Here is a 12,323-nt window from a genome sequence, read left to right as displayed (position 1 = left end):
GAACAGAGTCCTACGAGCGACCCTTCGCGGCCCGGCTCGCATCGGAGCCGTCCAAGCACATGCGCCACAGGCGCGAGTCTCGACCTTCCAGCACACGTGCACGAGGCGCCGAACGCCCCGCCATCACCGACCCCAACTGAGCAAGCCTTACGAGCGACCCATTCACGGCCCGTCTCACATCCGAGCCGTCCAAGCACATGCGACGAAGGCGCGAGTCGCGCCCTTCCGGCATGCGTGCACCGGGTGCCGAACACCCCCTCCCGTCCCAACCCCAACGGAGCTGTCTTACGAGCGACCCGTTCGCGGCCCGTCTCGCGTCCGAGCCGTCGAAGCGCATGCGCCGCAGGCGCGAGTCTCGACGGCTCGGACGCGAGACACCAGGGGGCCGCGAACACGCCGCGGCGGAGCCGCGGCCAACAATTCAGAAGGGATCGGCTGCCGCGCGGCGCAGCACCTCGCGTGCGAGCGGGCCGTGCAATGCGTCGACGGGCTTACCGGGCAGGCTCTCGTCGTCGGTGAAGATCCACTCCAGGATCTCCTCATCGGTGTACTTGGCGTCTTTCATGACGGTGATCAGGCCCGGCAGCGGTTTCACGATCGCGCCGGTATCGTCGAAGAATCGCTCGGGCACGCCGGCGACGCCATCGCGGCGCACGGCGAGCAACTGGTGGTCGCGCAGCATCTGATGCACCCGGGTCACCACGAGCCCGAGCTTGTCGGCCACCTCGGGTAGTGGGATCACCGCCTCCGACTGGGGAAGAACGTCGTCACTGCAAGGAAATGCACTCACTCGGATAACGGTAGACGCTCCCGCTCCGCGTGACTCGAGACACCCTGGACCGTGCCCCCACGATTCCACAGCGGAGCGAGTCTTATGAGCAACCCTTTCGCAGCCCGTCTCCCGTCCGAGCCGTCGAGCACACGCGCCACAGGCGCGAGTCTCGACCTTCCAGCACGCGTGCACGAGGTGCCGAACGCCCCCGCCATCACGACCACCGCAGAGCTCTGTCTTACGAGCGACCGTTCGCGGCCCATCTCACCTCCAAGCCAACCAAACGCATGCGACACGGGCGCGAGACTCAACCACCCAGCACGAGTGCACCAAGCGCCGAACACCCCGCCAACCCCAACCCCAACGGAGCGAGCCTTACGAGCGACCCATTCGCGGCCCATCTCACCTCCAAGCCAACCAAACGCATGCGACACAGGCGCGAGACTCAACCACCCAGCACGAGTGCACCAAGCGCCGAACACCCACGCCACCACCGACCACCCGACGGAGCGGGTCTTACGAGCGACCGTTCGCGGCCCGTCTCGCGTCCGAGCCGCCGAAGCGCATGCGACGAAGTCGCCAGTCTCGACGGCTCGGACGCGAGACACCAGGGGGCCGCGAACACGCCGCGCCCGCGCGGCCAAAAATCCAGCAATCGACACGGCTACGATCGTGAGCGGGCCGCGCGAGGCGGTCAATCGCTTGTCGCGTCGGAGCGAGGGGTGAGAATTTTGTGAAAGCCGGAGGACATCACTTGATCGGGCAAATCCTGGAGGGGCGCTACCGCATCGATGCGCCGATCGCGCGGGGCGGGATGTCGATGGTCTTCCGAGGCGTGGATACCCGCCTGGACCGTCCGGTCGCCATCAAGGTGATGGATCCCAAGTTCGCCGCCGATCCCCAGTTCCTGTCCCGGTTCGAATTCGAGGCGCGTGCGGTCGCCAAGCTCAAACATCCGTCCCTGGTCGCGGTCTACGACCAGGGTGTGGACGGTGAATATCCGTTCCTGATCATGGAGCTGGTCGAGGGCGGTACGCTGCGCGAGCTGCTGCGTGAACGCGGTCCGATGCCGCCGCATGCGGTGCGCGCGGTCGCCGAGCCGGTTTTGGCCGCGATCGGCGTCGCGCATTCGGCGGGCCTGATCCATCGCGATATCAAACCGGAGAATGTGCTGATCTCCGACTCCGGCGAGGTGAAGATCGCCGATTTCGGTCTGGTTCGGGCAGTCGCCGCCGCGAATACCACCTCGGCGAGCGTAATCCTGGGCACCGCCGCCTACCTGTCACCCGAACAGGTGACCGCGGGCACCGCCGATTCCCGCAGCGATGTCTATTCCTTCGGCATCTTGATCTTCGAACTGCTCACCGGCCGCGTCCCGTTCACCGGCGACACTTCGCTATCGGTGGCGTATCAGCGCATCGAGAACGATGTGCCGAGCCCGAGCGAATTCATCGATGGGGTCCCGCCGGAGTTCGACGAGTTGATCGCGCGGGCCACCAACCGCGAACCCGCGCACCGCTTCGCCGATGCCAACGAGATGGCGGCCGAACTGCATTCCATCGGGGTCGCGCTGAATCTGCCGCCTTATCGGGTGCCCGCACCGCAGGAATCGGCCGAACACCTCAGCGCCAGCTACCAGTTCGCCGCGCCTACCCCACAGCAGGCCAGAGCGGCGGCACCGCCGCCGCCGTCCGCGCAGCACACCAAGGTCGTCACCGCGGCGCGGCCGCGGGTGCCCGATTACGGTCCGCCCGACAACTACGGACCGCCGGAAACCTACGGCGATCACTACCCACCATCACATTCGCCGCAGTCGTCCCCCTTCGCGGACGACCGGACCAAATCGCGTCGCACGGTACTGGTCTGGGTCACCATCGTCGCGATTCTTACCCTGCTCGTCGGAATCGGCGGCTGGTGGTTGGGCGTGGGGCGCTACTCCGCCGTCCCGTCGGTCGCCGGGAAGGATCAAGCCAGCGCGATTTCGGCGCTGTCGGACGCCGGTTTCGACACCGAGATCAGACAGAAGACCTCCGACACCATCCCGGTTGGCGGGGTGGTCGGCACCGATCCTTCGGCCGGATCCAAGGTCACCAAGGGTTCGACGGTGGCCGTGCTGATCTCCAGCGGCAAACCCCGCGTGCCGGAGCTCAAAGCGGGCGACGACATTTCGAAGGTCAACCAGCTCATCCGTGATGCCGGACTGCAACCGGTGGACGCGGGCGAAACCGGTAGCACCGCACCCAAGGGCAGCTTCGCGAAGGTGGATCCGGCTCCCGGCACCGTCCTGCCGCTGGCCGCGCAGGTAAAGGTCTACCGCAGCAAGGGATCTCAGCCGGTGAAGATGCCCGATGTGCGCGGCAAGACCACCGAGGAAGCGAATAAGGTGCTCACCGCGGCCGGAATCACGGTGCGTGAGACCAGAACTCAGTACGACCGGAGCATCGAGGCGGATAAGGTCATCGCCACCGAACCGGCCGCGGGCGCCACGATCCAGTCCGGCGACGGTGTCACCTTGATCGTCTCCAATGCCGTGAAAGTGCCCCTGCTGGTCGGTTCGAGCGTCGCCGACGCGCGCTCCAAGCTGCAGGGGCTCGGCTTGGTGGTGGCAGTGCGTCAGCTCACCCCGAACGAGAGCTCCGTGGTGATCGGCCAAGTTCCTGGCGTGGGCTCCAATGTCGAGGCGGGCAGTACCGTCTCGCTGACGGCACTGCCCTGACGACAACCGCAGCGCCGCATGTCGCGCGCGGCGCTTCGAAAGCCTTGGTCAGCGAAGCATTTCGGCGACCAGGAAGGCCAGCTCCAGCGACTGCTGGGTGTTCAGCCGCGGGTCACATGCGGTCTCGTAGCGACCGGACAGATCCAGATCGGAGATGTCCTGTGCGCCGCCGAGGCATTCGGTGACGTCCTCACCGGTCAGTTCGATGTGCAGCCCACCCGGATGGGTGCCCAATGCGTGGTGCACCTCGAAGAAGCCCTGCACCTCGTCGATGATCCGATCGAAATGCCGGGTCTTGTAGCCGGTAGAGGCCTCGTGGGTATTGCCGTGCATGGGGTCGCACTGCCAGATGACCTGGTGTCCGGTCGCCTGCACCTTCTCGATAATGGGCGGCAGCACGTCGCGCACCTTGGTATTGCCCATGCGCGAGACGATGGTCAACCGGCCCGGCTCGTTATTGGGGTCGAGCCGCTCGACGTACTCCACGGCCTGATCGGGCGTGGTGGTCGGGCCGATCTTCAGGCCGATCGGATTGGCGAGCAGTTCCGCGAAGGCGATATGCGCGCCGTCGAGCTGCCGGGTGCGCTCGCCGATCCAGAGGAAGTGCGCGGATAGGTCGTAGAGCACCGGCTCGCCCGCCGGGTTCTCGCCGAGGCGCAGCATGGCGCGCTCGTAGTCCAGCACCAGTGCCTCGTGGCTGGCGTAGATGCGGGCCGACTGCAGGCTCGGATCGTTCACCCGACAGGCGGTCATGAAGGCCAAACCGCGGTCGATCTCCTCGGCCAGCGCCTCGTAGCGCGCACCGGCGGGCGATTGGGCAACGAAGTCGCGGTTCCAGTCGTGCACACGGTGCAGATCCGCCATGCCCGCGCTGGTCAGGGCACGTACAAGATTCATAGCCGCACTGGCGTTGGCGTAGGCGCGGACCAGTCGCGAAGGGTCGTGCTCACGCAGCTTCGCGTCGGCGACCAGCGAGTTCACCATGTCGCCGCGATAGGACTTGAGGCCGAGCGCGTCGGTGTCCGAGGAACGCGGCTTGGCATATTGGCCCGCGATACGCGCGACCTTGACCACCGGCAGACTGGCACCGTAGGTCAGCACCACAGCCATCTGCAGCAATGTGCGGATATTGCCGCGGATATGCGGTTCGGTGTTGTCGGCGAAGGTCTCCGCGCAGTCACCGCCCTGCATCAGGAAGGCCTCGCCGCGCGCGACTTCCGCGAGCTGAGCGCGCAACTCCTCCACCTCGGCGGGCACGCAGATCGGTGGCACGCTCTCCAGCACGGTGCGCATCATTGCCGCCTGCTCCGGATCCCACGCCGGCTGCTGTAGCGCAGGACGCGCCAGTGCGTCGTCCAGCCGCCTCCGCAGCTCTGCGGGCAGCGGCGGCAGCTCCGGCAGGCGATCGATGGGTACGTCGACGGTCCAGTTCACTCGTTCAGAATACGGATACCCCAGCATGCGCAGGTACCCGGTATAAGGGGTGGATTCTATCCACCTAGGGTGGATAGCCGGGCACTATCGCCGCACCGTACCGATCTCTGGAGGACAGACCGATCTCGCTTCGATACTTTTATGACTGCGAATTCATCGAGGACGGGTCGACCATCGACCTCGTATCGATCGGTGTGGTCTGCGAAGACGGCCGCGAATACTATGCGGTGTCAACCGAATTCGATCCCGAACGCGCGGGTCCATGGGTACGCAGGTACGTGTTGCCGCAGCTCCCGTCGCCTGCCTCTCCGCTCTGGCGCGGCCGTGAACAGATCCGCAAAGACCTCTACGAATTCCTGGTTCCGCGCCCCAGCGTCACCCCCGAACTGTGGGCCTGGGTGGCCGCCTATGACCATGTCGCGCTGTGCCAGCTCTGGGGGTCCATGGTCGACCTGCCCAATGCGCTGCCCCGCTACACCAACGAACTGCGTCAGCACTGGGAGGCCCACGGCCGTCCCGAATTGCCCCCGGTCCCCCCGGACGCCCACGACGCCCTCGCCGACGCCCGCCACAACCTGGCCAAATTCGAGGCCATCGAGGCCGCCCGCCGCCGAGTCTCCCTTTAAAGCGAAAGGCCCCGAGTCGAATCTCGACTCGGGGCCTGTGCTTATCGGTCAGTGCGCGGACTTACCGTTGCGACCGTCCGCCTTTTCCTGGACCTTCTGCAGTACGGCGAGCTGCTTGTGCTCTTCCGCGTGGTCGTCCTCGAAGGCCTGCTCGATCTCGTGCAACGGATCGGCGCGCAGGAAGCTACCGGTGCCCGGCTTACCGGCCGAACCCAGCTTGTTCATCTTCTTGGGCACCGTCGCACCCTGATACTCCAGCGGGATCGGGTGGCCGTGATCGTCGACCGGGCCGAGCGGCTGATGCACCTCGATGTACTCACCGTGCGGCAGCCGCTTGATCACACCGGTCTCGATGCCGTGCTCGAGCACCGCGCGGTCACCGCGCTGCAGACCGATGCAGAACCGGTAGGCGATGAAGTACGCCGCCGGCGGCACGACCAGCAGGCCGATGCGGCCCATCCAGGTGGTGGCGTTCAACGAGATGTCGAACTTCAGTGCCAGGATGTCGTTGACGCACGACAGGGTCAGCACCACATAGAAACCGATCGACATCGCACCGATCGCCGTGCGCACCGGCACATCGCGCGGGCGCTGCAGCAGGTTGTGGTGCACATCGTCGCCGGTGAGGCGCTTCTCGATCCACGGGTACAGAATCAGCACCGTGAACACCAGCCCCATGATCAGCGCCACCCAGAACACGGCCGGGACCGTGTAGTGACCCAGGTAGAGCTCCCACGGCGGCATCAGACGCGCCAGACCGTCGGTCCACATCATGTAGAAGTCGGGCTGCGAACCGGCCGACACCTGCGAGGGGTTGTACGGACCCATGTTCCAGATCGGGTTGATCTGCAGCACACCGGCCATGATCGCCACGATGCCGAGGGTGAAGGCGAAGAACGCGCCCTGATCCGAGGCGAACACCGGCACGATGCGCGCACCGACGACATTGTTCTCGGTGCGGCCCGGGCCGGGGAACTGCGTGTGCTTCTGGTACCAGACCAGCGCGACGTGCGCGGCGATCAGCGCCAGCATAATGCCGGGGAACAGCAGCACGTGCGCGATGAACAGGCGCGGAATGATGATGTCGCCGGGGAAGTCACCGCCGAAGATCAGCCAGTGCATCCAGGTGCCGACGATCGGGATACTCATCGTGATACCGCCGAACGCGGCCCGCAGACCGGTGCCCGAGAGCAGATCGTCGGGCAGCGAGTAACCGAAGAAGCCCTCGAACATGGCCAGGATCAGCAGCAAGCAGCCGATCACCCAGTTGGCCTCGCGTGGCTTGCGGAACGCACCGGTGAAGAAGATGCGGAACAGGTGCACGATGATCGAGGCCGCGAAAAGCAGTGCGGCCCAGTGGTGCACCTGGCGCACGAACAGACCGCCGCGCACCTCGAAGGAAATGTTCAGCGCCGTCTCGTAGGCCCGCGACATGGTCACACCACGCAGCGGCTGATAGGCGCCGTTGTAGACGACCTCGCCCATCGACGGATCGAAGAACAGGGTCAGATACACACCCGACAGCAGCAGGATGATGAAGCTGTAGAGCGCGATCTCGCCGAGCAGGAACGACCAGTGGGTCGGGAAGACCTTGTTGATCGACCGCTTCACGAACGCCGCGGCGCGGTACCGCTCGTCGGCCTCGCTGGCTTGGGTTGCAACCCGACTCATGAACGACGCTCCCAGTAGGCCGGTCCGAGCGGCTCGATGAAGTCGCCCGCGGCGACCAGGTAGCCCTCGGAATTGACGGTGATCGGCAGCTGCGGCAGTGCGCGAGCGGCGGGACCGAAGACCGGCTTACCCCATTCGGTCGCCAGGAACTGCGACTGGTGGCATGGGCACAGGATCTTGTTGGTCTGCTGCTCGAACAGCGACGTTGGGCAACCGAGGTGGGTGCAGATCTTCGAGTAGGCGAAGTAATCGCCGTAGTTGAAGCTCTCCTGCCCCTTGCGCTTGATGGCCTTCTGCGCGTCTTCGGTGCGCAACCGGATCAGCATCACGGCGTTGCGGATACCGCGCAAGGACTGCAGTGTCGCGTGCTCGTCACCGCGCCACTTCTCCTTCCACGGGAACACCGTCTCCATCGCGCCCGCGTCCAGATCCTCGGGACGCACCAGCATGACGTCCTCGGGGCGACCGGTGTCGCGACGGATGTAGATCGTCTCGCCGGGGAAGTCCGGCGTCCAGCCCGAGACCCACAGCGGCGACTTGTCGCCCTTGGCCCACGGGTTCTTGATCATGCCGCCGACGAAGACCAGCAGCGCACCGATGCCGAGTACGCCGACACCGGCGCCCGCGGTCCGGGTGATCATCTTGCGACGACCCAGGGTCGAGGTGTCCAGCGCGTCCTGCAACTCGGCAACCAGGGTGCGGCGCTCGACCTCGGGCGAGGATCCGTCGTGGCGGTCCTGAATGGACAGCTCGGCCGGGATGAACTTCTTGCGGATCAGCACCACCGCGACGCCGATGACCAGCACCGAGATACCGAGGCTGAGGCCGACCAGCGGGGTGAACAGCGAGTAGGCGGTGTGGCCTTCCTCGTCCTTGCCCTTGAACTCCCAAGGCCAGAACAGGTACACGCCGACCAGGACCGCGGCCGCGATACCGGAGACCGCGAACCAGAACGAGACCTGCCGCTCGGCGCGCTTCTCGGCGCGGGTGCCCGGCACGGGGAACCGCTGGCGCCGGTAGGCGACATCGACGCCGTCACGCTCGGTACCGAGCTTGACCAGCTCGTCGCGCGACATCGCGTCGAGTTCTTCCTCGGTGGGCTCAGCCGGTGTGGTGTTCACCTGCTCGTTCGACGGCTGCGCGCCGTCGTGGCCCTCATCCGGCCGACCCATGTCAGTTGGCTCCTTGTCACTCATGAACGTGATCCGATCCACATAGCGGCACCGACGACGAGCGTGATGCCGACCACCCACATGGCCAGACCCTCGGTCGCGGGACCGAACCCACCGAGATCCCAGCCGCCGGGACTCTTCTCCTCGGTGGCGTTCTTGACGTAGGCGACGATGTCGCGCTTCTCTTCCGGGCTCAGCTGCCGGTCGGAGAACTTCGGCATGTTCTCGGGGCCGGTGAGCATCGCGGCGTAGATCTGCTGCTCACTGGCGGGCTCCAGCGGCGGCGCGTACTTACCGGAGGACAGCGCGCCGCCACGGCCGGTGAAGTTGTGGCAGGACGCGCAATTCATCCGGAACAGCTCCGAACCACGAGCGATGTCCGGCCCGCGCAGCGATTCCTGCGCGATCTCGCCGTTGGCGTCGCGCACCACGGAGGGACCGCCCCCGTTGGCGGCGATGTACGCGCCGAGGGCGTCGGTCTGGTGGGCATCGAACTTCGGTGGCTTGCGGGTGGCCTGAGCCTGGTTGGCGGCCAGCGGCATGCGCCCCGAAGAGACCTGGAAGTAGACGGCCGCCTCACCGACGCCGATCAGGCTCGGACCGCGGTCGGGCACACCCTGCAGGTTCGCGCCGTGGCAGGTGATGCAGGAGGTCTCGTAGAGCTGCTTGCCGTCGCGGATCAGCGCGGACTGGTCCTCGTTCGCGGTCGCGACCTGCGGGTCCGGCGTGATCGCGGTGGCGAGGAATCCGGCTCCGACGAGGCCCACCAGCAGCGCGAGCCCACCCGCGATGCGACGCCGCATGCGGCGCTGCTTGCGGATCTTGCTGGCCTCGCCGTTCCCGGGGCTGGCGGGCTCTGACGCGGACGGGGGAGATGAACTCATCTGTGTCCCTTTGGAGTAGACGGAACCGACTTGTGCAAAAGATTCGAGGTACTGGCCCGACTCAGCGGACGAAGTAGATCGTGGCGAACAGCCCGATCCAGACGATGTCGACGAAGTGCCAGTAATAGGAGACGACGATCGCGGCGGTGGCCTGTGCCGGGGTGAACTTACTGACCTTGGTGCGGACCAGCAGGAAGACGAAGGCGATCAGACCGCCGATGACGTGCAGACCGTGGAAACCGGTGGTGATGTAGAACACCGAGCCGTAGGCACTGCTCGAGATCGAGGTGCCCTCCTTGACCAGGTTGGTGTACTCGTAGCCCTGACCGGCCACGAACAACGCACCCATGATCAGGGTGACCACGTACCAGCGGCGCAGGCCGAACACATCGCCCTTCTCAGCCGCGAACACACCCATCTGGCAGGTGAACGACGAGGCGACCAGCACGGTGGTGACCGGCACGGCAAGCTTCAGGTTCAGCTCGGTCGGTTCCGGCGGCCAGTTGCCGTGGGCCTGGGCGCGCGCGACGAAATACATCGCGAAGAGCCCGGCAAAGAACATCAGCTCGCTAGAGAGCCAGATGATGGTACCGACGCTCACCATGTTGGGCCGGTTCAGCGAATGCACACGCTGAGTAATGGCCGATCCTGGGGTCCCTACTGCGGTCGTCACGGGGGTAAGTATGACTCGTCGTAGTACGACACAAGTACCCGGGTGCGAAACTTGTCCTCCCGTGTCGGAAAACGCACGGACAGAGAGCGTTTGATAGCCGCGCCTTACCGCGGCGTGTCGGCGGCCGTCGTAGTGTCTCGCGGTCGAGCCGTCGAGACTCGCGACGGCGTGGCATGCGCTTCGACGGCTCGGCCGCGAGGCGGGCCGCCGACGGTCGCTCGTAAGACTCGCTCCGTTGTGGTGATGTAGGGGTGTGAAGGTCGCGGGACACGATTACAGCGTCGAATAGTGGCAGACGCGGGTAAGGAAAAGCTGAGATCAGGAGGCGGATGTGACGCGGTGGTGGCAACGGCTGTTCGGCGCGAACGAACCCGAACCGCTCGATCCGACCCGTTCCGATCTAGTAGTCGTCGCGGAGTGCTTCGATGACTCCGAGGCGTGTTCGACAACACTCTCACGCGCCTCGGCTCTCAAAGCCGACGAGCCCGCACTGCTGCGCCATCACTTGCGTATTCCGCCTGACCGGATCGACGACGTATGTGCGGTTGCCGCCCAAGAGGGCTACACTGCCGCCCCACGCAGCGAAGGTCCATACGAGCTGGAATCGCTTATTCTGCAACGGGTTCAACTACTCGATGCACTCCACTGTTCGCAGGAACGGAACAGGATGGTCGGTCTCGCCCAGCGTCACGACGGCGTCGTGGACGGCTGGGACGCCCTGCAACCCGGTTCCGCGACCACACAGCGGTAATAACGTCTCGACCACTACGCTCTATCGCGACAGACTGGTGCGCGAACCAGTGGTGACAGGAGAAGTGGACATGCGCAGCTGGCCCCAAGTGCTCGGGACCCTTGCCGACGGCGGCGATCTGGCAGCGGAGGACACGACCTGGGTGATCGACGAGATCTTCACCGACAATGCGACGCAGGCGCAGATCGCCGCATTCGGCGTCGCAATGAAGATCAAGGGCCCGACTCCTACCGAGTTGTCCGGCATGGCCGCGGGCATGCTCGGCCACGCCCGCCTGGTGCACGTCGACGGCGATGCGGTCGACATCGTCGGGACCGGCGGTGACCGGTCCGGTTCGGTGAATATCTCGACGATGTCCTCGATCGTGGTGGCCTCCGCCGGTGTTCCGGTGGTCAAGCACGGCAATCGCGCGGCCTCCTCGAAGAGCGGCGGCGCCGATGTGCTGGAGGCATTGGGCGTGAAGCTGGCTCTCGGCCCCAATGCCGTCGCTCGCTGCGTGCGTGAGGTCGGCATCGGTTTCTGCTTCGCTCCGCTGTTCCACCCCGCATTGCGCTTCGCCGGTCCGGCCCGCAAGGAGATCGGCATCCCCACCGTTTTCAATGTGCTCGGCCCGCTCACCAACCCCGCCCAACCGCGAGCCGGGCTGGTTGGCTGCGCGTTTGCCGATCTACTTCCGGTGATCGCGGGGGTCTTCGCCGAGCGCGGCGCCAGCGCGCTCGTGGTGCGCGGCAATGACGGCTTGGACGAGATCACCACTTCCGACACCACCGACGCATGGGTGGTGTCGGGCGGGAAACTGCGGGAGACCACCATCGATCCGACCCGCCTCGGCATCGCGCGCGTCGAGCTGAACGCATTGCGCGGCGGCGACGCGGAGGTCAATGCGGGTGTCGCGCGCAGTGTATTCGCGGGCACCTCGGGCCCGGTGCGCGATGCGGTACTGCTCAATTCCGCCGCCGCCATCGTCGCCTACGACCTGTCCCAGGGTGTCGGCGATCCGGATGCCGATATCCACGACGCTATCGCCGCGGGCATCGATCGCGCGGCCGAAGCCATCGACACCGGCAAATCCACGGCCCTGCTCGAGCGCTGGGCCAAGCTCACCAACACCCTCGGCGACAACTGACCCCCGCGTCGGGAACGATGCGCCGCATATCGGCAGGCCCCTTGTGGCGGTAAAGGTTACAGTGACGCGGCAATCGGGCGTCGCCCCGTTTCGCGTCGGGCCTACGCAGCCCAGCTCGATTCCTGAGGAGCACACGATGAAGCGGGGCGTTTACGCGCCTCCCCTCGGGCGCTGCCCGAACCTTCTCCTGCTCCTCCATCCTCATTCGCTGAGTGCGGCTCACTCGCCGAGAGAGAAGCCCGCCTCGACGTCGGCGCGTGAATAGGACTTGAAGGCGATATGTGTGGTGGTGCGGGCGACGCCGGGGGTCTTGTCGATCCGGCCGGTCACCACCTCGGCGATCTCCTCGTGGTCGCGCACCCGCACGATCGCGATCAGATCGACATCGCCCGCGCAGGAATAGACCTCGGTGACGCCCTGGGTGTCGGCCACCGCCTGCGCGGTCTCCGGAATGCGGGCGTTCTCGGCCTGGATCATCACGATCGCGGTAATCATGGC

General features: G+C 65.9%; 11 protein-coding genes. 4 read left to right on the top strand and 7 right to left on the bottom strand.

Going from position 1 to position 12,323, the window contains the following annotated elements; all coding sequences use genetic code 11:
• Window positions 1-421: 421 nt before the first annotated feature.
• Window positions 422-790, bottom strand: a complete 369-nt coding sequence (locus tag ACQP2U_RS11895; protein WP_397039631.1) for an Rv2175c family DNA-binding protein — start codon at window positions 788-790, stop codon at window positions 422-424.
• Between the two features lie 736 nt (window positions 791-1,526).
• On the opposite strand from ACQP2U_RS11895, the gene pknB reads away from it, so the two are divergent.
• A complete protein-coding gene (gene pknB / locus ACQP2U_RS11890; protein WP_433714714.1) occupies window positions 1,527-3,488 on the top strand; it encodes a Stk1 family PASTA domain-containing Ser/Thr kinase in 1,962 nt (653 codons plus the stop codon).
• A 48-nt stretch (window positions 3,489-3,536) separates the two neighbouring features.
• On the opposite strand, the gene ACQP2U_RS11885 is transcribed toward pknB, so the two are convergent.
• Complete coding sequence (locus tag ACQP2U_RS11885; RefSeq protein ID WP_433714713.1) at window positions 3,537-4,922, bottom strand: class II 3-deoxy-7-phosphoheptulonate synthase; 1,386 nt, start codon at window positions 4,920-4,922, stop codon at window positions 3,537-3,539.
• A gap of 122 nt (window positions 4,923-5,044) precedes the next feature.
• On the opposite strand from ACQP2U_RS11885, the gene ACQP2U_RS11880 reads away from it, so the two are divergent.
• Complete coding sequence (locus tag ACQP2U_RS11880) at window positions 5,045-5,548, top strand: polyadenylate-specific 3'-exoribonuclease AS (RefSeq protein ID WP_433716433.1); 504 nt, start codon at window positions 5,045-5,047, stop codon at window positions 5,546-5,548.
• 48 nt (window positions 5,549-5,596) lie between these two features.
• Here ACQP2U_RS11880 and qcrB read toward each other — a convergent pair whose 3' ends face one another.
• From qcrB to ctaE, 4 genes are all read right to left on the bottom strand, one after another.
• Window positions 5,597-7,219 carry a cytochrome bc1 complex cytochrome b subunit gene (gene qcrB / locus ACQP2U_RS11875; RefSeq protein WP_433714712.1) on the bottom strand — a complete coding sequence of 541 codons (1,623 nt, stop codon included), beginning with the start codon at window positions 7,217-7,219 and terminating at the stop codon, window positions 5,597-5,599.
• Window positions 7,216-8,391 (bottom strand): cytochrome bc1 complex Rieske iron-sulfur subunit, encoded by a 1,176-nt coding sequence (gene qcrA, locus ACQP2U_RS11870; RefSeq protein WP_433716432.1) that lies wholly within the window; start codon window positions 8,389-8,391, stop codon window positions 7,216-7,218. The genes qcrB and qcrA overlap by 4 nt, the downstream gene beginning before the upstream one ends.
• 20 nt (window positions 8,392-8,411) lie before the next feature.
• Window positions 8,412-9,275 carry a cytochrome bc1 complex diheme cytochrome c subunit gene (gene qcrC, locus ACQP2U_RS11865; protein ID WP_433714711.1) on the bottom strand — a complete coding sequence of 288 codons (864 nt, stop codon included), beginning with the start codon at window positions 9,273-9,275 and terminating at the stop codon, window positions 8,412-8,414.
• Between the two features lie 61 nt (window positions 9,276-9,336).
• Window positions 9,337-9,948 carry an aa3-type cytochrome oxidase subunit III gene (gene ctaE / locus ACQP2U_RS11860; RefSeq protein ID WP_040688563.1) on the bottom strand — a complete coding sequence of 204 codons (612 nt, stop codon included), beginning with the start codon at window positions 9,946-9,948 and terminating at the stop codon, window positions 9,337-9,339.
• Window positions 9,949-10,279: 331 nt separating this feature from the next.
• On the opposite strand from ctaE, the gene ACQP2U_RS11855 reads away from it, so the two are divergent.
• Both ACQP2U_RS11855 and trpD read left to right on the top strand, forming a co-directional pair.
• Window positions 10,280-10,699: a hypothetical protein gene (locus ACQP2U_RS11855; RefSeq protein ID WP_433714710.1), complete on the top strand. Its 420-nt coding sequence runs from the start codon at window positions 10,280-10,282 to the stop codon at window positions 10,697-10,699.
• Window positions 10,700-10,769: 70 nt separating this feature from the next.
• The gene (trpD, locus tag ACQP2U_RS11850; protein ID WP_433714709.1) at window positions 10,770-11,825 is read left to right on the top strand and encodes an anthranilate phosphoribosyltransferase; all 1,056 of its coding nucleotides are present in this window, start codon (window positions 10,770-10,772) and stop codon (window positions 11,823-11,825) included.
• Between the two features lie 219 nt (window positions 11,826-12,044).
• Here the strand turns inward: trpD and ACQP2U_RS11845 are convergent, their stop codons facing one another.
• Complete coding sequence (locus ACQP2U_RS11845; RefSeq protein WP_364353340.1) at window positions 12,045-12,320, bottom strand: Lrp/AsnC family transcriptional regulator; 276 nt, start codon at window positions 12,318-12,320, stop codon at window positions 12,045-12,047.
• Window positions 12,321-12,323: the final 3 nt, after the last annotated feature.

Source organism: Nocardia sp. CA-084685, from assembly GCF_050955785.1.
Lineage (GTDB): Bacteria > Actinomycetota > Actinomycetes > Mycobacteriales > Mycobacteriaceae > Nocardia.
This window is presented reverse-complemented; position numbering and strand designations above follow the sequence as displayed.